This is a genomic window from Kitasatospora azatica KCTC 9699 (genome assembly GCF_000744785.1).
GTDB lineage: Bacteria > Actinomycetota > Actinomycetes > Streptomycetales > Streptomycetaceae > Kitasatospora > Kitasatospora azatica.
In genome coordinates, this window is record NZ_JQMO01000002.1 from 726,475 (window position 1) to 746,542 (window position 20,068).

The 20,068-nt window shown below is 71.9% G+C and carries 18 protein-coding genes; 8 read left to right on the top strand and 10 right to left on the bottom strand.

All coding sequences use genetic code 11. The features are described from left to right. Positions 1-2: 2 nt before the first annotated feature. Positions 3-1,184 (bottom strand): glycine C-acetyltransferase, encoded by a 1,182-nt coding sequence (locus BR98_RS03580; RefSeq protein WP_035839974.1) that lies wholly within the window; start codon positions 1,182-1,184, stop codon positions 3-5. 18 nt (positions 1,185-1,202) lie between these two features. Continuing rightward, positions 1,203-2,234, bottom strand: coding sequence for an L-threonine 3-dehydrogenase (gene tdh, locus BR98_RS03585; protein WP_035839977.1), 1,032 nt, complete (start codon positions 2,232-2,234; stop codon positions 1,203-1,205). 225 nt (positions 2,235-2,459) lie between these two features. Here tdh and BR98_RS03590 point away from each other — a divergent pair, with 225 nt between their 5' ends. Next, entirely contained in the window at positions 2,460-3,107 is a 648-nt protein-coding gene (locus BR98_RS03590) for a GNAT family N-acetyltransferase (protein ID WP_035842765.1), read from the top strand. Between the two features lie 13 nt (positions 3,108-3,120). Here the strand turns inward: BR98_RS03590 and BR98_RS03595 are convergent, their stop codons facing one another. Then, positions 3,121-3,894 (bottom strand): enoyl-CoA hydratase/isomerase family protein, encoded by a 774-nt coding sequence (locus BR98_RS03595; RefSeq protein ID WP_035839980.1) that lies wholly within the window; start codon positions 3,892-3,894, stop codon positions 3,121-3,123. A gap of 208 nt (positions 3,895-4,102) precedes the next feature. On the opposite strand from BR98_RS03595, the gene BR98_RS03600 reads away from it, so the two are divergent. Next, positions 4,103-4,609: an MFS transporter gene (locus BR98_RS03600; protein ID WP_051969261.1), complete on the top strand. Its 507-nt coding sequence runs from the start codon at positions 4,103-4,105 to the stop codon at positions 4,607-4,609. On the opposite strand, the gene BR98_RS03605 is transcribed toward BR98_RS03600, so the two are convergent. Further along, on the bottom strand, positions 4,513-5,691 hold the full coding sequence (locus tag BR98_RS03605; RefSeq protein ID WP_051969262.1) for an 8-amino-7-oxononanoate synthase: 1,179 nt from the start codon (positions 5,689-5,691) through the stop codon (positions 4,513-4,515). The genes BR98_RS03600 and BR98_RS03605 overlap by 97 nt on opposite strands. Before the next feature lie 106 nt (positions 5,692-5,797). Here BR98_RS03605 and BR98_RS03610 point away from each other — a divergent pair, with 106 nt between their 5' ends. After that, positions 5,798-8,293 carry a DEAD/DEAH box helicase gene (locus BR98_RS03610; RefSeq protein WP_407639436.1) on the top strand — a complete coding sequence of 832 codons (2,496 nt, stop codon included), beginning with the start codon at positions 5,798-5,800 and terminating at the stop codon, positions 8,291-8,293. A 75-nt stretch (positions 8,294-8,368) separates the two neighbouring features. Here BR98_RS03610 and BR98_RS03615 read toward each other — a convergent pair whose 3' ends face one another. Next, complete coding sequence (locus tag BR98_RS03615) at positions 8,369-9,121, bottom strand: hypothetical protein (RefSeq protein WP_035839986.1); 753 nt, start codon at positions 9,119-9,121, stop codon at positions 8,369-8,371. A 197-nt stretch (positions 9,122-9,318) separates the two neighbouring features. Between BR98_RS03615 and bioB the strand changes: the two genes are divergently transcribed. From bioB to bioD, 3 genes are read left to right on the top strand one after another with little or no spacing between them, the layout of a single operon-like run. Beyond that, on the top strand, positions 9,319-10,548 hold the full coding sequence (bioB, locus tag BR98_RS03620) for a biotin synthase BioB (RefSeq protein WP_035839988.1): 1,230 nt from the start codon (positions 9,319-9,321) through the stop codon (positions 10,546-10,548). Positions 10,549-10,559: 11 nt separating this feature from the next. Continuing rightward, a complete protein-coding gene (locus BR98_RS03625) occupies positions 10,560-11,894 on the top strand; it encodes an adenosylmethionine--8-amino-7-oxononanoate transaminase (protein ID WP_035839990.1) in 1,335 nt (444 codons plus the stop codon). Continuing rightward, positions 11,891-12,637 (top strand): dethiobiotin synthase, encoded by a 747-nt coding sequence (gene bioD / locus BR98_RS03630; protein ID WP_035839993.1) that lies wholly within the window; start codon positions 11,891-11,893, stop codon positions 12,635-12,637. The genes BR98_RS03625 and bioD overlap by 4 nt, the downstream gene beginning before the upstream one ends. Before the next feature lie 50 nt (positions 12,638-12,687). Here the strand turns inward: bioD and BR98_RS03635 are convergent, their stop codons facing one another. From BR98_RS03635 to BR98_RS03650, 4 genes are all read right to left on the bottom strand, one after another. Further along, on the bottom strand, positions 12,688-13,113 hold the full coding sequence (locus BR98_RS03635) for a GNAT family N-acetyltransferase (RefSeq protein ID WP_035839996.1): 426 nt from the start codon (positions 13,111-13,113) through the stop codon (positions 12,688-12,690). Between the two features lie 43 nt (positions 13,114-13,156). Next, entirely contained in the window at positions 13,157-13,756 is a 600-nt protein-coding gene (locus tag BR98_RS03640; protein ID WP_232247222.1) for a class I SAM-dependent methyltransferase, read from the bottom strand. Positions 13,757-13,918: 162 nt separating this feature from the next. Further along, on the bottom strand, positions 13,919-15,400 hold the full coding sequence (locus tag BR98_RS03645) for a multinuclear nonheme iron-dependent oxidase (protein WP_051969263.1): 1,482 nt from the start codon (positions 15,398-15,400) through the stop codon (positions 13,919-13,921). Between the two features lie 6 nt (positions 15,401-15,406). Continuing rightward, on the bottom strand, positions 15,407-15,655 hold the full coding sequence (locus BR98_RS03650) for a hypothetical protein (RefSeq protein ID WP_035839999.1): 249 nt from the start codon (positions 15,653-15,655) through the stop codon (positions 15,407-15,409). A 381-nt stretch (positions 15,656-16,036) separates the two neighbouring features. Between BR98_RS03650 and BR98_RS03655 the strand changes: the two genes are divergently transcribed. Beyond that, a complete protein-coding gene (locus BR98_RS03655) occupies positions 16,037-17,194 on the top strand; it encodes an ROK family protein (RefSeq protein ID WP_035840002.1) in 1,158 nt (385 codons plus the stop codon). A 153-nt stretch (positions 17,195-17,347) separates the two neighbouring features. On the opposite strand, the gene BR98_RS03660 is transcribed toward BR98_RS03655, so the two are convergent. Further along, positions 17,348-18,145, bottom strand: coding sequence for a GntR family transcriptional regulator (locus BR98_RS03660; protein ID WP_035840005.1), 798 nt, complete (start codon positions 18,143-18,145; stop codon positions 17,348-17,350). Between the two features lie 259 nt (positions 18,146-18,404). On the opposite strand from BR98_RS03660, the gene BR98_RS03665 reads away from it, so the two are divergent. Next, entirely contained in the window at positions 18,405-19,217 is an 813-nt protein-coding gene (locus BR98_RS03665) for an exodeoxyribonuclease III (protein ID WP_232247223.1), read from the top strand. Positions 19,218-20,068: the final 851 nt, after the last annotated feature.

The window sequence follows — 20,068 nt, forward strand, 5'->3', positions numbered from 1 at the left end:
GCTCAGCCCTCGAGAGCCGCCCGGGCGTCGACGAAGGCCGCCACCGCCCGCTGGACGTCCTCGGTGGAGTGCGCGGCCGACAGCTGCACCCGGATCCGGGCCTGGCCGTGCGGGACCACCGGGTAGGAGAACCCGATCACATAGACCCCGCGCTCCAGCAGCAGCTCGGCGAGCCGCCCGGCCTTGGCCGCGTCGCCGATCATCACCGGGGCGATCGGGTGCTCGCCGGGGAGGATCTCGAAGCCGGCCTCGGTCATCGCCGAGCGGAACAGCGCGGTGTTGGCGGCGAGCCGCTCGCGCAGCTCGTGCGAGCTCTCGATCAGGTCGAGCACGGTCAGCGAGGCGGCCGCGATCACCGGAGCGAGCGAGTTGGAGAAGAGGTACGGGCGGGAGCGCTGGCGCAGCAGGGCGACGATCTCACGGCGGGCCGCGACGTAGCCGCCGGAGGCGCCGCCGAGCGCCTTGCCGAGGGTGCCGGTGATGATGTCGACCCGGTCCATCACGCCGTGCAGCTCGGGGGTACCGCGCCCGCCGGGACCGACGAAGCCGACGGCGTGCGAGTCGTCCACCATCACCATGGCGTCGTAGCGGTCGGCCAGGTCGCAGATCTCACGCAGCGGGGCGAGGTAGCCGTCCATCGAGAAGACGCCGTCGGTGACGATCAGTCGGCGCCGCGCGCCCTGGCTCTCCTTGAGGCGCTGCTCCAGCTCGGCCATGTCGCGGTTGGCGTAGCGGTGGCGGGCGGCCTTGCTGAGCCGGATGCCGTCGATGATGCTCGCGTGGTTGAGCGCGTCGGAGATGACGGCGTCGCGCTCGTCCAGCAGGGTCTCGAAGACGCCGCCGTTGGCGTCGAAGCAGGAGGAGTAGAGGATCGTGTCCTCCTGGCCGAGGAACTCGGAGAGCCGCTGCTCGAGCTGCTTGTGCACGTCCTGGGTGCCGCAGATGAAGCGGACCGAGGCCATGCCGTAGCCCCAGCGGTCCAGCGCGTCCTTGGCGGCGGCGAGCACGGCGGGGTGGTCGGCCAGGCCCAGGTAGTTGTTGGCGCAGAAGTTGAGCACCTCGCCGCCGGGGACCGTGACGGTCGCGTTCTGCGGGGAGCCGATCACTCGCTCCGGCTTGAAGAGGCCGGCCTCGCGGATCTCCTCGAGGGTGGTGCGGATGTCGTCGCGGACGGAGTCGAACACTTCAGGCTCCCAGAGATCCTAGAAAGAGGTCCAGTCGAGAATGATCTTGCCGCAGCGGCCGCTCGCCGCCTCGTCGAACGCGGCCTCGAAGTCCTGCGCCGGGTAACGGCCGGTGATCACCGGGCTGAGGTCGAGGCCGCCCTCCAGCAGCACCGACATCGCGTACCAGGTCTCGAACATCTCGCGGCCGTAGATGCCCTTGAGGGTGATCATCGAGGTGACCACCTTCGCCCAGTCGATCGGGAACTCCTCGGCGGGCAGGCCGAGCATCGCGATCTTGCCGCCGTGCGTCATGTTGTCGATCATCGAGCGCAGCGCCTCGGGGCGGCCGGACATCTCCAGGCCCACGTCGAAGCCCTCGCGCAGGCCGAGCTTCTGCTGGCCCTCCTCGATGCCGTGCTCGGCCACGTTCAGCGCCAGCGTGACGCCGACCTCCCGGGCCAGGTCCAGCCGGTACGGGCTGACGTCGGTGATCATCACGTGCCGGGCGCCGGCGTGCTTGGCGACGGCGGCCGCCATGATGCCGATCGGGCCGGCGCCGGTGATCAGCACGTCCTCGCCGACCAGCGGGAAGGAGAGCGCGGTGTGCACCGCGTTGCCGAACGGGTCGAAGATCGCGGCCACGTCCAGGTCGACCGGGACCCGGTGCACCCAGACGTTGGAGGCGGGCAGCGCGACGTACTCGGCGAACGCGCCGTCCCGGCCGACGCCCAGGCCGATCGTGTTGCGGCACAGGTGCCGGCGGCCGGCCAGGCAGTTGCGGCACTTGCCGCAGACCAGGTGGCCCTCGCCGCTGACCAGGTCGCCGACGTTGATGTCCGCGACGGCCGGGCCGATCGCGACGACCTCGCCGACGAACTCGTGGCCGATGGTCAGCGGGGTCGTGATGGTCTGCTGCGCCCAGCCGTCCCAGTTGCGGATGTGCAGGTCGGTGCCGCAGATGCCGGTGCGCAGCACCTTGATCAGCACGTCGCCGGAGCCGATCTCGGGCTCGGGGACCTCGGTCAGCCACAGTCCGGGCTCTGCGTGCTTCTTGACGAGTGCCTTCACGGCTGCGGCTCCTGACACGGTGACACGGGAGGGGGTGGGCCCGGCAACGGCGCCATTCCGCCACCGGGCAGTCAGCAATCTGCCTGGTGGGAGGGGGTGCGGTCCATCGAGGATTGCTTAACGGCCGCCACAGCTGGGCTTCACGATGGTGCCCGAGCTGGGCCTGCCGGGCCCGACACCATGCCGGGCCTCACCCGGAAGGGCGAACTGCGTAAGGTGTCGATCATGATGCTCGGAGACTTTCTGCAGGACGCCGCGCGCGGTGTCTTCCCGCCCTCCAACGGGCAGGTCACGGTGGTGCGCCAGCCCAACGACCGGGAGGCGGGCGTGCTGTCGTTCAGCGCGCACGCGGTGGTCTTCGTCGACGAGGACCCGCACTGGGTGCACCGGACGCTGGCCTCGGTGGAGGCGGACCCGCTGGCGGCGCCGGTCTGTCCGGAGTTCCTGCTCGCGCTGGCCAGGCGCACCGACCGGGTGATCGGCAACACCGACCTGATGACGGTGGCCGGTCGGCTGCCCGGCCCGCCCCCGCTCCCGCTGGTGGAGATCGAGGACCGCGAACACCCGCGAGTGGTACGGGCGTTGAAGTTCCGCGAGGACGTACGGGTGTGGACGGCGCCCGGCGGCGTACTGGTGCTCGGGCGCGGGGTGGCCGGGCGCTGGGAGGCGGCACTGGAGGTGGACGCCGAGGCCCGCGGGCGCGGCCTGGGCCGGGCGCTCGGGGTGAGCGCCCGGCACCTGCTGCCGGAAGGTGACGCGGTCTGGGCCCAGCAGCCGCCGGGCAACGCGGCCAGCGTCCGCGCACTGCAGGCGGCCGGCTACCGGCCGGTGGGCGCGGAGGTGCTGCTCAGTCGCCGTCAGCCGCAGACCTAGGGTCGGACAAGCCCTAGGCGAACTTGGCCTTGCCCGGGCCGTCCTCGATGAAGCTGCGCATGCCGGTGGCGCGGTCCTCGGTGGCGAACAGGCCGGCGAACAGGGTGCGCTCGATCGCCAGGCCGGTGTCCAGGTCGGCCTCCAGGCCACGGTCCACGGCCTCCTTGGCGGCCCGCAGCGCCCAGGCGGGCCCGGTGGCGAGCTTGCCGGCCCAGTCCAGCGCGGCCTGGTAGACCTCCTCGGCCGGAACCACCTGGTCGACCAGGCCGATCCGCAGCGCCTCCTCGGCGCGCACCTGACGGCCCGTGAAGATCAGCTCCTTGGCCTTGGCCGGGCCGACCAGCCGGGCCAGCCGCTGGGTGCCGCCGGCGCCCGGGATCAGACCGAGCAGGATCTCCGGCTGGCCGAGCTTGGCGTTCTCCGCGGCGATCCGGATGTCCGCGCACAGCGCCAGCTCGCAGCCGCCGCCCAGCGCGTAGCCGGTCACCGCGGCCACCACCGGCTTGGGGATCCGGGCCACGGCGGTGAACGCGTCCTGCAGCGCGCCGCCGCGGGCGACCATGTCGGTGTACGACATCCGCTGCATCTCCTTGATGTCCGCGCCGGCCGCGAACACCTTCTCGCCGCCGTAGATCACCACGGCCCGCACGTCCTCGCGCGCGGTGGCCTCGTCGGCGACCTCGCGCAGCTGGTCCTGCATCGCGACGTCCAGCGCGTTCATCGGCGGGCGGGCCAGTCGGATGGTGCCGACGGCGTCCGCGACCTCCAGGGTGACGAACCGGGTCATGAGGGAGCCTCCAGTGGGGTTTCGCAGATTTCGCGGAGAAGGTTAACGGTCGTAAACCCTGACAGTAGCGGCACCGGTGCTGCTAGCGTGAGGGCGTGTTCCTCTTCCTTGCGTAGGACCGGGCGTGCGACCGCACCCATGACCACGGCCTGTGGTGGTGCGGTCCTTCGGTGTCCCCCGCACGCTCTCTCCGTTGAGGAACCCTCCGATGAACCGCATGCCCGGCCTCGCGCCGGTATTCCTGGCCGCCCTGGTGGGGCGGCTCTCGTACGGGACGGTGGCGCTGGCCCTGGTCCTGACGGTCCGTGACACCACCGGGTCCTACACCTCCGTCGGCGCGGTGCTGGCCCTGTTCGGACTGACCGCGGCCGCACTCGCCCCGGTGCGGGCCGCCCTGATCGACCGTCACGGTGCGCGCCGGGTACTGCCGGTGCTGGCCGCGCCGTACGCGGCCCTGCTGCTCCTGCTCGCCTGCGCGGGGCCGCGCTGGTTGCCGCTGCTGGCCGCAGTGGCCGGTGCCTGCGCTCCACCGCTCGGACCGGTGCTGCGGGCCCGGCTCAGCGAGCTGCTCGGGGCCGGCCGGTGGTCGCTCCGGGGAGGCCGACCCCTCCTCGCTCGTCAGCTCTCCGGGCGCGTCCGCGCCAGCGTGGACACCGCCAGCGTGATCTGCTCCTCCGTCAGGTCCGCCCGCGCCGTCAGCCGCAGCCGCGAGTAGCCGTCCGGGACGGACGGCGGGCGGAAGCACCCCACCGCCAGCCCGGCCCGGCGGCAGTCCGCCGCCCAAGCGAGCGCTTGCTCAGGGCCGGGGGCCCGGACCGAGACGACGGCCGCGTCCGGGGTGCTCGCCGTCAGTCCGGCGGCGGTGAGTCGGGCGGCCAGGGTGTGGGCCACCTCGCGGGCCCGCTCGGCCCGCGAGGGCTCGGCGCGCAGCAGGCGCAGCGCGGCCAGTGCGGCGCCCACCGCCGCCGGTGCCAGGCCGGTGTCGAAGATGAAGGTGCGGGCGGTCTCGACCAGGTGCCGGATCACCCGGGCCGGCCCGAGCACCACCCCGCCCTGCGAGCCGAGCGACTTGGACAGGGTGGCGGTGGCGACGGTGTCGGGCTCCCCCGCCAGCCCGGCGGCCAGCAGCGCGCCCCGCCCGCCGGGGCCGAGCACCCCGAGGCCGTGCGCGTCGTCCACCAGGAGCGCCGCGCCGTGCGCCCGGGCGGCGGCGGAGAGCTCGGGCAGCCGGGCGGCGTTTCCGTCCACCGAGAAGACGGTGTCGCTGACGACCAGCGCCCGCGGCTGGCTGCGCTCGGCCAGCGCGGCGGCGACGGCGGCCGGGTCGCCGTGCGGGGAGCGGTGGACGGCGGCGCGGGAGAGCCGGCAGCCGTCGATCAGCGAGGCGTGGTTGTAGGCGTCCGAGACGATCAGCGTGTCGGGGTCGGTCAGCGCGGTGAGCGCGGCCAGGTTGGCGGCGTAGCCGGAGGAGAAGACCAGCGCCGCCTCCACCCCGTAGAAGTCGGCCAGCTCGACTTCCAGTTCCGTGTGCAGCGCCGTGGTGCCCGTGACCAGGCGCGATCCCGTCGATCCGCCGCCCCAGCGCCGGGCCGCCTCGGCAGCGGCCTCGGTGACCACGGGGTGGTGGGTCAGGCCGAGGTAGTCGTTGCTGGCGAGGTCGAGCACCGGGTCCTCGGCGGGGCGGCTGCGCAGGGTCCGGGTGAGTCCGGCCTTCGCGCGCAGCTCCGCGGCCTCGTCGAGCCAGTCGAAGACGGTGGCCGGGGCGTACGGGCGGGCGGGGGCGGAGGGCTCGATCATGAATCGCAGACTGGCACGCCGGGCGCACCAAGGGCAACGTAATCCGCTGCACACCGGGGTCGGCGCAGGTGAACGATAGGGTAAGCAGGTGACCCTCCTTGACCTGATGCCCAAGCCCGCCGACGCCGATGCGCTGTACACCACCTTCGCCGCGTGGGCCGAGGAGCGGGGCATCACGCTGTACCCCGCCCAGGAGGACGCGCTGATCGAGCTGTTCACCGGCGCCAACGTGATCCTGGCGACCCCGACCGGCTCGGGGAAGTCGCTGGTCGCGGCCGGTGCGCACTTCGCGGCGTTGGCCGAGGGCAAGCGGACCTTCTACACCGCGCCGATCAAGGCGCTGGTCTCGGAGAAGTTCTTCGACCTCTGCAAGATCTTCGGCACCGAGCAGGTCGGCATGATGACCGGCGACGCGAGCGTGAACCCGACCGCGCCGATCATCTGCTGCACGGCGGAGGTGCTGGCCAACATCGCGCTGCGGGACGGCGACCGGGCCGACATCGGCCAAGTGGTGATGGACGAGTTCCACTTCTACGCGGAGCCGGACCGCGGTTGGGCCTGGCAGATCCCGATCCTGGAGCTGCCGCAGGTGCAGTTCCTGCTGATGTCGGCGACGCTGGGCGACGTCCGCCGGTTCGAGACGGACCTGACCCGGCGCACCGGCCGGCCGACCACCGTGGTCCGCTCGGCGACCCGTCCGGTCCCGCTGTTCTACGAGTACAAGCGCACCACCCTGCACGACACCCTGGAGGAGTTGCTGACGACCGGTCAGGCCCCGGTCTACGTCGTGCACTTCACCCAGAAGGAGGCGGTGGAGCGGGCCCAGTCGCTGATGAGCATCAACATGTGCTCGAAGGCGGAGAAGGACGCCATCGCCGCACTGATCGGCAACTTCCGTTTCACCACCAAGTTCGGCCGCAACCTGTCGCGTTACGTCCGGCACGGTATCGGCGTGCACCACGCGGGCATGCTGCCCAAGTACCGTCGCCTGGTCGAACGCCTCGCCCAGGCAGGCCTGTTGAAGGTGATCTGCGGCACCGACACGCTCGGCGTCGGGGTCAACGTGCCGATCCGCACCGTGCTGTTCACCGCGCTCTCCAAGTACGACGGGGTCAAGGTGCGGGTGCTGCGGGCCCGCGAGTTCCACCAGATCGCGGGCCGGGCCGGCCGGGCCGGCTTCGACACCGTCGGCCAGGTGGTCGCGCAGGCGCCCGAGCACGTGGTGGAGAACGACAAGGCGATCGCCAAGGCCGGCGACGACCCGAAGAAGAAGCGCAAGGTGGTCCGCAAGAAGGCGCCGGAAGGTTTCGTCGGCTGGACCGAGGAGACCTTCGAGCGGCTGATCGCGGCCGAACCGGAGCCGCTGGTCTCCCGGTTCAAGGTCAGCCACGCGATGCTGCTCGCGGTGATCGGCCGTCCGGGCAACGCCTTCGAGGCGATGCGGCACCTGCTCACCGACAACCACGAGGAGCGCTCGGCCCAGCGCCGGCACATCCGCTCGGCGATCGCGATCTACCGCTCGCTGCTGGCCGGCGGCGTGGTGGAGCGGCTGCCCGAGCCGGACGCCGAGGGCCGGATCGTCCGCCTGACCGTGGACCTGCAGGAGAACTTCGCGCTCAACCAGCCGCTCTCCACCTTCGCGCTGGCCTCCTTCGAGCTGCTGGACCAGGAGTCCCCCAGCTACGCGATGGACGTGGTCTCGGTGGTCGAGGCGACCCTGGACGACCCGCGCCAGATCCTGGCCGCGCAGCAGAACAAGGCGCGCGGCGACGCGATCGGCGAGATGAAGCGCGACGGGATCGAGTACGAGGAGCGGATGGAGCGGCTGCAGGATGTGACCTACCCGAAGCCGCTGGAGGAGCTGCTCGACCACGCCTACGAGGTCTACCGCCGCGCCCACCCGTGGATCGGCGACTACCAGCTGCAGCCCAAGTCGGTGGCCCGCGACCTGTTCGAGCGGGCGATGACCTTCACCGACTACGTCGGCCACTACGACCTGGCCCGCACCGAGGGCATCGTGCTGCGCTATCTGGCGGGCGCCTTCAAGGCCCTGGAACAGACGGTGCCCGACGACATCAAGACCGAGGCGCTCAAGGACGTGATCGCCTGGCTGGGCGAGCTGGTCCGCCAGGTCGACTCCAGCCTGCTGGACGAGTGGGAGCAGCTCGCCAATCCGACCGATGAGACCGAGGAGGAGCGGGAGTTGGAGTCCAAGCCGCTCCCGGTCACCGCCAACGCGCGGGCCTTCCGGGTGCTGGTGCGCAACGAGATGTTCCGCCGGGTGGAGCTGGCCGCGCTCGAACACTACCGGGAGCTCGGCGAGTTGGACGGCGAGTACGGCTGGGACGCGGACCGCTGGGCGGACGCGATGGACGCCTACTACGAGGAGCACGACGACCTCGGCACCGGTCCGGACGCGCGCGGGCCCAAGATGCTGCTGATCGAGGAGAACGAGGCGGACGGCATCTGGCGGGTCCGGCAGATCTTCGACGACCCGGCGGGCGACCACGACTGGGGCATCAGCGCCGAGGTCGACCTGCACGGCTCGGACGACGAGGGCCGGGCCGTGCTGCAGGTCACGGCGGTGGACCGGCTGGGCTGAGCCGGACCTGCCCCCGGGGGGCTCGTCCGGCGACGGCCCGTCCCTTCACGACCCGTCCGGCCACGACCCGTCCGGCTACGACCAGACGAAGGCCGTCCCCGCCGTGTAGGAGGCGGCGCGGGAGGCCTCGTCCAGGTCCTGGTCGACCGGGACGTTCGGGGGGTGCCCGTCGGCGTAGCGCGAGGTGGTGACGGTGACGTAGTGCCGCACCGCCTCCACCCGCGGCGCCGAGTCGCTCTTGGCCGCGGCCGCCGCCGAGGGCGAGGCGATGGTGGAGTCCGGCAGCACGAAGGTGAGCAGGCCGCCCTGACCCTGTATCAGCCCCGCCGCCTTGGCGGCCGCGGCGTCGTCCGCGAACCGCAGCACGGTGACGCTGGTGAGCACCTTGGTGTCCTGGCGGCTGATGCTGACCGTCAGATACCCCTGGCAGCCGGTGTCCTTGAGCACGTTCTTGGCCGGGTCGCGCAGCGTCTCGGCGCAGTCGTTGCCCTGTCGGCCGCCGGAGGAGCGCCGGCCCTTGTAGTTGTTGAGCTCGATCGGCCGACTGGACGGGAAGTACCCCTCCACGGTGAAGGGGTTGGGGTCGGTGGCCGAGGTGGGCGGCGGGCTGCCGACCACCGTCACCTTGTCCTGGCTGGACGGGCCGAGCCCGGGCAGCCAGTCGCCGGGGTGCGGGCTGGCCACCACCCAGCCGCCGGCCGCGAGCGCGACCAGTACGCCGCCCCAGACGAACAGGCGCCTGGAGCCGCCACGCGTACCGTTTCTGACGTGCCCTGGGGTCTCGGACGGGCCGTCGGATATGGAGCGGGAATCCCCCTGCGTGGTCATGCCGCAGATTGTATGCAGCAACGCGGCGGCGCAGGTCAGGGGGATCTGCCCGGACCGCTCGACCCGGTCGTTCGGACATGCGATCGGGTCCGAACGATCCGCTGAAGCGACACTGTGCGAGTTGTCACACCCTCGGAGAGATCTTCTGGCCGATTCGGTATGGCGCCGCTCAAGGTGGTCCAGGCAGGATCAGCTCCATGGATCTGCTCGACACTCTCACTGCCAAGGGCCTGAACCGCGAGCTCCCCACCAGGGAGGAAGCACTGGCCGTCCTGGCCACCACCGACGACGACCTGCTCGACGTGGTCGCGGCCGCCGGGCGGGTGCGCCGGCAGTGGTTCGGCCGCCGGGTCAAGCTCAACTACCTGGTCAACCTCAAGAGCGGGCTCTGCCCGGAGGACTGCAACTACTGTTCGCAGCGGCTCGGGTCCAAGGCGGAGATCCTCAAGTACACCTGGCTGAAGCCGGATCAGGCGGCCGAGGCGGCCGTCGCCGGTGTCGCGGGCGGCGCCAAGCGGGTCTGCCTGGTGGCCAGCGGGCGCGGTCCGACGGACCGTGACATCGAGCGGGTCGCCGACACCATCACCGCGATCAAGGACCAGGAGCCGGGCGTCGAGATCTGCGCCTGTCTGGGCCTGCTCTCCGACAACCAGGCCGAGCGGCTGGCCGCGGTCGGCGTCGACGCCTACAACCACAACCTGAACACCTCCGAGTCCACCTACGGGGACATCACCACCACCCACACCTACGCGGACCGGGTGGACACCGTGCAGAAGGCGCACGGCGCGGGCCTGTCGGCCTGCTCGGGCCTGATCGCCGGCATGGGCGAAACCGACGAGGACCTGGTGGACGTGGTCTTCGCGCTGCGCGAGCTGGGCTCGGACTCGGTGCCGGTGAACTTCCTGATCCCGTTCGAGGGCACCCCGCTGGCCAAGGAGTGGAACCTCACCCCGCAGCGCTGCCTGCGGATCCTGGCGATGGTCCGGTTCGTCTGCCCCGACGTCGAGGTGCGGATCGCCGGCGGCCGTGAGGTGCACCTGCGCAGCATGCAGCCGCTCGGCCTGCACATCGCCAACTCGATCTTCCTGGGCGACTACCTGACCAGCGAGGGCCAGGCCGGGCAGGCCGACCTCGACATGATCAAGGACGCGGGCTTCGAGGTCGAGGGCCAGGGCGAGATGACACTGCCCCGCCACCGCTCGGAGGTGCCGGCGGCCGGCGGCTGCGGCTCCCACGGCGAGGCCTCGGCCTGCGGCGGGGAGGCGCCGGCTGCTGCTGCGGGCTGCGGCGGGCACGCGGGCGGCGGTTGCGGCCCGTGCGGGGACGGCCCGGCGGCCGCTCCGGAGACGGGCAACGACGAGCTCCGCTCCGACCTGGTGAAGGTGCGCCGTCGCGGCGCCGGTACCGAGCTGGCCCCGAACGCCTGATGCCCCACGAAATGCTCCACGCATCGAACCCGCAGTCCCTGCTCGCGCTGGACCGGGCGCACGTCTGGCACCCCTACGGGCCGATGCCCGGCACGGTGCCCTCGTACCTGGTCGAGTCGGCCTCCGGGGTCCGCCTGCGGATGGCCGAACCGGTCGGCGGGCACCGCGAGTTGATCGACGGCATGTCCTCCTGGTGGGCGGCCGTGCACGGCTACAACCACCCGGTGCTCAACGAGGCGGTGCGCGAGCAGCTGGGCCGGATGAGCCATGTGATGTTCGGCGGGCTCACCCATGAGCCCGCCATCCGGCTCGCCTCGACCTTGGTGGAGATCACCCCGGAACCGCTGCAGCACGTGTTCCTGGCCGACTCCGGATCGGTCGGGGTCGAGGTCGCGATGAAGATGTGCCTGCAGTACTGGCAGTCGATCGGGCGGCCCGCCAAGCAGCGGCTGCTGACCTGGCGCGGCGGCTACCACGGCGACACCTTCCACCCGATGTCGGTCTGCGACCCGGAGGGCGGGATGCACCAGCTCTGGGGCGGGGTGCTGCCGCGTCAGCTCTTCGTCGCCGAGCCGCCGGCCGGCTTCGACGCCGAGGTCGACCCGGCGTACGCTGCCGAGCTGGCCGAGGCGATCGAGCGGAACGCCGACGAGCTGGCCGCCGTGATCGTGGAGCCCGTGGTCCAGGGCGCGGGCGGTATGCGCTTCCACTCCCCCGGGTACCTGCGGCTGCTGCGCGAGCTGTGCGACCGGCACGGCGTGCTGCTGATCTTCGACGAGATCGCCACCGGCTTCGGCCGCTCCGGCGCGCTCTTCGCCGCCGACCACGCCGGGGTCTCGCCGGATGTGCTCTGCCTGGGCAAGGCGCTGACCGGCGGTTACCTGACCATGGCCGCCACGCTCTGCACCAGCGAGGTGGCGGACGGGATCAGCCGCGGCGAGATGCCGGTGCTGGCGCACGGGCCGACCTTCATGGGCAACCCGCTGGCCGCCGCCGTCGCCAACGCCTCGATCGACCTGCTGCTGCGCCAGGACTGGCAGACCGAGGTCAAGCGGATCGAGACCGGTCTGCGGGCCGGACTCGCCGGGGCCGTCGACCTCCCGGGCGTGGCCGATGTGCGGGTGCTCGGCGCGATCGGCGTGGTCCAGCTGGACCGCCCGGTGAACGTACGGGCGGCCACCGAGGCCGCCGCCCGCGAGGGTGTCTGGCTGCGCCCGTTCCGGGACCTGATCTACACGATGCCGCCGTATGTCACCGGGGACGACGACCTGGCCCGGATCGGCGCGGCGGTCGCGGCGGCGGCAGCGGCGACTGCGGAGGTCACGGCGGCGGAGGTGGGCGCATGAGTCGTTTGCTCTTCGTCACCGGCACCGGCACCGAGGTCGGCAAGACCGCGGTCACGGCGGCGATCGCCGCGCTCGCGGTGCGGGCCGGACGGTCGGTGGCCGTGCTCAAGCCCGGGCAGACCGGCGTGGCGCCCGGCGAGCCGGGTGACGCGCAGGAGGTCGGACGACTGGCCGGCGCGGGCGTGACGCTGCGCGAGCTGGCACGGTATCCGGAGCCGCTGGCGCCGGACACCGCCGCCCGGCGGTCGGGGCTTCCCGCACTGACGCTTGATCAGGTCGTGTCCGGCGTCAATGCTTTGACGCCTCATCATGACCTGACCCTGGTCGAAGGTGCGGGCGGCCTGCTGGTCCGCTACAACGAGGACGGGCTGACCCTGGCCGACATGGCACAGGCCCTGGACGCCGAGGTGCTGACCGTGGTGACGGCCGGTCTCGGCAGCCTCAACACCACCTCGCTCAACGCGGAGGCACTGCGCGCCCGCGGGCTGCGCAGCGCCGGCATCGTGATCGGCAGCTGGCCCGGCGACCCGGACCTCGCGATGCGCTGCAACCTCGCCGACCTCCCCAAGGACGCCGGCGCCCCGCTGCTCGGCGCCCTCCCCGCCGGGGCGACGGCGCAGGCAGCGGGCTTCGCCGACCGTGCGGCGGCGGCGCTGGCCCCGGCCCTCGGCGGGCACTGGGACGCGGCGGCCTTCGCCGAGGAGTTCACGGCAGAGTTCACGGCGGAGTTCGCGGCGCGGTAGGCCTCGGCCCGGCCCCGGGCAATCGGCGAGCCGGTCGGTCCGTCAGTCCGTCAGTCCGTCAGCGGCTTGACCCACCGGCGCCAGTGGTCCTCACGGGTGTAGCCGGCGGCCTGCCAGGTGCGCCGACCGAGCTCGTTGCGTTCCAGCACCATGGCGTCGGCGCGGCGGCCGCCGAGGGCGGTGAACCGTTCCTCGGCCGCCGCCAGCAGGGCCGCGCCGATGCCCTGGCGGCGGTGCTCGGGGTCGACCGCGAGGCGGTAGAGGGAGGCGCGCCAGCCGTCCCAGCCGGCGATCACCGTCCCGACCACCGCACCCGTGCGCTCGGCGACGATCAGCGCCTCGGGGTCGCGCTCCAGCAGGCGGGCCACACCGGCCGGGTCGTCGGTGATGCTGGTGCCCTCGGCCGCCCGGGCCCAGAAGGCCAGCAGGGCGGGGATCTCCTCGACGACAGCCGGTCGGATGATCAGATCAGTCATGCGCCCAGCTCTACCAGCCGACTTGGCCCGAGCACCGGCCATTTCAATCCTCGGGACGACCCAGCTCCCAGACCGTGGTGGTCTTGAGGGCGGTGTCCTCCAGGTCGGCCACCACCGGCACTTCGTACGCGGCCAGCGCCGTGAACCGCTCCCGCGGCAGGTACGCCCGTCCCGGGTCGCCGACGATCACTCGCGCTCCCCTGGCCTGCGCCCGCTCCAGGAACGGCAGGAACCGCGCGGCCATCGCCCGCTCGTAGAACACGTCCCCCGCGAGCACCACCTCGGCCGGACCGCCGTCACCGTCGAGCAGGTCCTCGAACGCCGCGTCCACCCGGACGCCGTTCGCCACGGCGTTGATGCCGATTGCCGCCACCGCGTAGGCGTCGATCTCGGCGGCCCGCACCGCGCTCGCACCACGCAGCGCAGCCGCGATCCCGACCAGTCCGGAGCCTGCCGCCAGGTCCAGCACGGTCCGCCCCGCCACCAGTTCGGGATGGTCGAGCACGTACCGGGCGACCGCCACCCCGCCGGCCCAGGCGAAGGCCCAGAACGGCGGCGGCAGCCCGATCTCGCCGCGCGCCGACTCCGTCGTCTCCCACAGCGCGATGGCGTCCTCGGCCATCTGCAGGCGGACCTCGGGCACCGAAGGAACGGGCGTCAGGCGAGTCTGGGCCCGCACGAAAGCGGCATCCGACAGAGCGGCGGTGCCCGATCCAGCAGCTGTACCCGATCCAGCGGCGGTACCAGGTTCAAGGGCGCTGAGCGCGTTCGACATGCTCGCAGCATAGAGCCACGGCCGGCCGCCTCAGGCGCTGCTGCGCTCCGGCGCGCGGTCGTCGACCAGCCGGACCCGGTGTGGGCCGCGCGGTGCGCCGACCGGGAGGCGGCCGGCGCCGAGGGCAGCCAGCAGGGCGGTCGGCTCGGTGTCGAGCTCGACCGTCTGCGGCTCCCCGTCGAGCTGCACCCGGATGAGACCGAGGTCGAGTTCGAGCACGTCGCTCAACCACTCGACGGCCGGGCGGGCGCGGCGCAGGTGGTCGGCGAAGGCGAACGCCTCCTGAGTGGCGAAGAGCGGCGGCGGCTGGGCTCGTGTGTAACCGTCCAGCAGCTCGCGTACGCCCTCGGTGCCGAGGGTGAGGAGCAGCAGGCGAAGAGTGTGCACCAGGGTGCCGACCAAGGCGCCGGCCCGGAACTCGCTGACCAACTCGCGCAGCAGCGGCAGCGCGGGGTCGGCTGCCAACTCCCGGGCGAGCGGGCTGTCCGGGCTCCGCCCGATCACCAGGCTGCCGAGCGTGTGCTCCCATTCCTGTGGCGAGCACTCCTGAGGCGAGCACTCCCGTGGCGACCCCTCCTGTGGCGACACCGGGTCCGGGCCCGCCTGCGCTGGCAGCGGCGACCGCCACGGTCGGGGCAGGTCGGCAGCCGGGTGCTGGGGCCACATCTCCCGTACCCGGACCAGCAGGTCGCGGACCTCTGCCGCCTCCAGCTGTGTGACGGCTGGGCCCACCACCTCGAAGAGCACCGCGCGCAGCGCCGGCAGGCGGGGAAGCACCCGCGCGGCGAGATCGAGCAACTCCTGGTCCGGCAGTCCGCTGTGTGCGTCCAGCCAGTAGCCCCGGTGTTCGAGGCCGCCGGCCAGGTGCACCTCCCAGACCCGGTCCAGCGGCAGGTCGGCGAGTAGCTGCTCAACCCCGCCGCGGCCGTTGCGCTCGTTGGCCAGCACGTTGTGAAGGTCCAGCAGCAGACCGCACCCGGCGCCCTCGGCCACGCGCGCGACGAACTCTCCGTCAGGCAGTTCGTCGGGGCGCGGCCGCAGGTAGTTGGTGCCAATCTCGACCGCGAGCGGCACGGGCAGCCGGTCCATCATCGTCCGCACGGAGCTGACACTGTGCCGGACACCGGAGGCAGTCTGGCGCGGCGGCAGCATGAAACCCGTGCGGAACTCGGCGCCGCCGCCCTGGCCCGGCGGCCGTACCCGGTTGAACGCCAGGTGCTCGCTCACCCAGGGCGTGCCGAGCCGCTCGGCGAGCTGGGCGAAGCGGTCGAGCTGCTCGCCGTCCGGCTGCAGGCACCCTCCGACCGGGTTGCCGATCCCGTGCAGGAGGCGGGCTCCAGGCAGATCGGCCAGTCGACGCAGCGCCTCCTCGTCGACGTCGATTTCGCCATCGGTCCGGGTCCGCCACAGGGTCTGCGGCTCGATCTCGACGACCTCCAGCAGATCGCCGCACGCTGCCATGACCCGGTCCAGTCCGGGCGCGTGGGTGAGCCCGACGCCGAGCCGGGTCATGGTCCGTCAGCCCCCGAAGCCGACGGTTCCGACCGCCGGCGCGACCTGGCCGGCCGGGTTCACCACGAAGTCCGAGGTGACGTTGAACCGGATGTCGCGCCCGGAGTGGCAGTGCGGGCAACCGAGCTGCGTCATCACCTCCTTGAGCACCCCCTGCATCTGATCGAGGTCGCTCGCCACCGACATCGGCACGGTGATGTTGACCGGGACCCGCCACGGGTCCGGAACCGGCCCACTGGCCTGGCCATTCGACATGTCGACTCCTTCGCTCCGGCGGCACTCCGGCTCCGGTCGGGAGCCCTGGCAGCTGTGTCGCCGTGCGGCCATCTTGGCGACCGCCGATTACACGCGGCAACTGTACGCGCCGATCCGGATGCGGACCGTCACCAAACGTCGACGGCCGGTCGCAGCCTCGCCGACCACCGCCGTAGGTCAACTTTCGATACCGAACCAGTCATGAGCTGCACGGATGCTCGCGGCCAGGAGGGGGCGGGGCTAGGATCCGGCTGATGCCCTTCGGCCTGCGGCACTCCCTCGTGGCGTAGCCGCTGGGCCTTTGCTCGCGGGGTGGTGGATGCCCGTGGACACTCGTCACCGCGCGCCAGGGCAGTCGCGCGAACGCGGAAAGGCAGCGATTTGGCGGATCGGCTCACCGGAGGAGACTCCTCGCTGCTGCGTCGGATCAACGCCGCCGTCACCCTGCGCGCGCTGCGCGACGGGCAGGCCGTGACCCTGACCCAGCTGGTCGGCGACACCGGGCTGTCCCGTCCGACCGTCGAGGGCGTGATCGAGGGCCTGGTCGAGTCCGGCCTGGTCGCCGAGGTCGAGCAGACCCAGGACGGCGGCCGCCAGCGCGGTCGCCCGGCCCGCTGGTTCCGGTTCCGCGCCGAGGCCGGGCACATCCTGGGCGTCGAGATCGGCGTGCACGTGGTCCGGGTGGTGCTCGCCGACCTGGCCGGCGATCAGGTGGGCAGCTACGCCCGCGAGGTGGACGAGACGCTGGACGCCGAGGAGCGGCTGGGCGCGGTGCGCACCGCCGTCGCCGAACTGCTGCGCAAGGCCGGGGTCTCCCGGGACAGCCTCTGGGCGGTCGGCGTCGGCAGCCCCGGGATCGTGGACAAGGACGGCTCGGTGCGCCTGGGCACCGCGATGCCCGGCTGGACCGGCCTCGACCTGGGCGCCCGGCTGCGCCGCTCGTTCCGCTGTCCGGTGCTGATCGAGAACGACGCCAACCTGGCCGCGATCGCCGAACACTGGCAGGGCGTCGCGGTCGGCATGGGCGATGTGGTCTTCGTCCTGGCCGGGCTGAGCCCCGGCGCCGGTTCGCTGATCAACGGCCGGCTGCACCGAGGCTTCGGCGGCGCTGCCGGCGAGATCGGCGCACTGCACCTGCTCGGCCAGGAGGCCACGCCCGAGCGGCTGCTCTCCACCACCGGCAAGCCGCTCGACCCGCTGGACGAGGCCGCCGTGGCCCGGGTGCTGACGCTGGCTCGGGAGGGCGACGAGGTCGCCAAGGTGGCGATGGACCGCTTCCTGCGCCGCCTGGTGCACGATGTCGCGGCCCTGGTGCTGGCCATCGACCCGCAGCTGGTGGTGGTCGGCGGCTGGGCGGCCGGCCTGGACGACGTGCTGGACCCGCTGCGCGAGCAGCTGGCCCAGTACTGCCTGCGGGCCCCCGAGGTGGCGCTCTCCTCGCTGGGCGAGGACGTGGTGGCGCTGGGCGCGCTGCGGCTGGCGCTGGATCAGGTGGAGGAGCAGCTCTTCGCGGTGGACCAGCCGGTCTCCCGGGGGTGACGGACACGCGCGAAGGCCCGGACTCCGTACGGAGTCCGGGCCTTCACGCTTTGGTACCCGCTTGCTGCCGGCTTGCTGCTCGTCGCTGCTCGTTGCTTGGCTTGCTGCTCGTCGCTACCGGCTTGCTGCTCGTTGCTGCTCGCCGCTGCTCGCTCAGGAGGCGGTGCGTGCCGAGGCCGCGACCGGGGTGACCTCCACCAGGCCGGTCTCGCCGAAGGTCAGCCGGCAGGTGTCGGCGCGGTAGGTCGCCACGGCGAGCGCCGCCAGCCGACCGCCCGAGGCGTACTGGGTGGTGACCACCAGCACCGGGGTGCCCGGCGGGCGCTGCAACAGCTGCGCCTCGTCCGCCTCGGCGACGCCGAGCTCCACCGATCGCGACTCGCCGTCCACGGTGAGCCGCTCCAGCCGGCGCAGCACCGTGCGGCCCTGCTCCTCACGACCCGGCTCCTCGCCCTCGGCCGCCGCGCCGGACAGCCGGATCGCGGGCAGTCGGGCCAGCGCGGAGTCCGGCACGTGCAGCGACTCGGTGGCGACCGTCTGCCCCTGCGCGACGCGCACCCGGCGGACCGTGTAGACGGTCTCGCCGGCCGGCACGCCGAGCGCCTTGGCCAGCTGCTCGGTGGCCGGGGCGATCACGCAGTCGACGGTCTGCCAGACCTGCTCGCGGCTGCCGCCGGGCCAGCCCTCCTCGCGCCGGCTGACCGGGACGCCGACCCGAGGCGCGGCCACCAGGGTGCCGATGCCACGGCGGCGGACCAGACGGCCCTCCATCTCCAGCTGGTCGAGGGCCTGGCGCAGGGTCGCCCGGGCCACGCCGAAGCGGGCGGCGAGCTCGCGCTCGTTCGGGATCACCTGGCCGGTGGAGAACTCCGAGTCGATGGCGCGCAGCAGGACCGTGCGCAGGTGCCAGTACTTCGGCTCCGGTACCGCCGTGAGCTGAGCTGTCCCCACCGTATCCTCCACCCTGGCCGGCCTTAGGTCGCTGTGGGGCGGCCGCCGGCATCTCGAAGGACCGTGTGCGCCCCGGCCGGACCGGCAGATTCTGCCAGGTGAGGGCTCGGGCTTTATCCGTCCTTCTTTATTAAAGGTCCTTGCAGTAAGTGACCCTAGGGGGTGCCGCGGGAGATGGTCAAGACCAATGACGGAGCCTTGACCGGCCCGCGACACGCGGCTGCCCGACCCCCGGAAGGACGGCGGGTAGGCTGCCCGGGTGACGTACGTGGTGACGAGTGTGAACGTGAACGGAATTCGGGCCGCCGCGAAGAAGGGGTTCGTGGAGTGGCTCGCGAACACCGAGGCGGATGTCCTGTGCCTTCAGGAGGTCCGCGCGGAGGTCGACCAACTGCCGCGCGAGATCCTTGAGTTGGACGGTTGGCACGCATTCTGGGCGCCGGCCGCCGCCAAGGGCCGGGCCGGCGTGGCGATCCTCTCCCGGATCGAGCCGCAGCGCAGCAAGATCGGGTTCGATTCGGATGAATTCGACAATTCGGGCAGATATCTTGAAATCGACCTCCCGGGCCTGACCGTCGCCAGCCTCTACCTGCCCTCCGGTGAAGTCGGCACCGAGCGCCAGGACGAGAAGGAACGCTTCATGGCCGAGTTCCTCACCCACCTCACCGAGCTGCGCACCCGCGCCGCCGCCGACGGCCGCGAGGTCGTGGTCTGCGGCGACTGGAACATCGCGCACCAGGAGGCGGACCTGAAGAACTGGAAGGCCAACCAGAAGGCCGCCGGCTTCCTCCCCGAGGAACGCGCCTGGCTCACCCAGGTCCTCGACGAGGCCGGCTACGTCGACATCGTCCGCCGCCACCACCCCGACCAGCCCGGCCCCTACACCTGGTGGTCCTACCGCGGCCGCGCCTTCGACAACGACTCCGGCTGGCGGATCGACTACCTGATGACCAGTCAGAAACTCGCGGACGCTTGCGTCTCAGCGTGCGTCGAAAAGGCCCCTTCTCACGACGCACGCTGGTCAGACCACGCACCAGTGACCGCCGCCTTCGACCTCGACCAACTCCTGTAGCACAGAAAGAAGATCAGGCAATTGGTATCGGCTATCGCGGTCGTCGCACTGTCTGTCCCAGAGCGACGACCGAGGCTGCCACTAGCCTGCAACTGGACTACGCAACGATCCGTCATTCCTGAGTGGGGGTCAGCTGACGCTCCCGGAATCGCCTCGGTTTGTAGAAGCCAACGCCGTCCGGCGAAAGGCCCCTCCCAACACGGGCGGCTGCAACTGCCCGGGCTTCACCCGCTTCGCGGACTACGTTCCACACGTCCAACGACTCAATCTCGCCATCGCAGTTGGCCCGTACGGTCGAGGAGAGCCGCGCGCTGCTCACTCCGGTCATGGATGGGCAGGTTCGATCGCCATCGCGGACGACGCGCCTGGTGCCGTAGAGTCGCCATATGGGTGCAGTAGGCGATGACTTGAGCAAGTCGATCGACGCCTGGGTGGAGGAGCATCTCGCACTGTCGCCCGCGTGGTCTGCCGAGAAGCGGAAGAGGATCTTTGCCCTGCTGGGGATCCAGCATGCGGACCAAAGGGGACTCGGTGGCACATTCTGACGCCATCTCCCACTGTGTGCCAGGATCTCAGTCGATCGGCGGCCCTGGGGGCCCAGGCGACATTCGTCCGGACTGAGCAACTGAGGACGCCGCCCGTCGGGTACGCGGCATGCCACTGGTGCCAGGACTTAACCCAACCAGGTAGTCCTGACCTGGGGCGTTGCCAGGGGGTAACCGCATGGACACGTACGATGAGGGACTGGGTAAGAACAAAGACGCTTGGGTGGAGGCAGAACTGGCCGCCTCGCCCGAGTGGGGGCCCGAGCGGTACGCCAGCATTCGCCAGCACCTGGAGGGCAGCGCCCC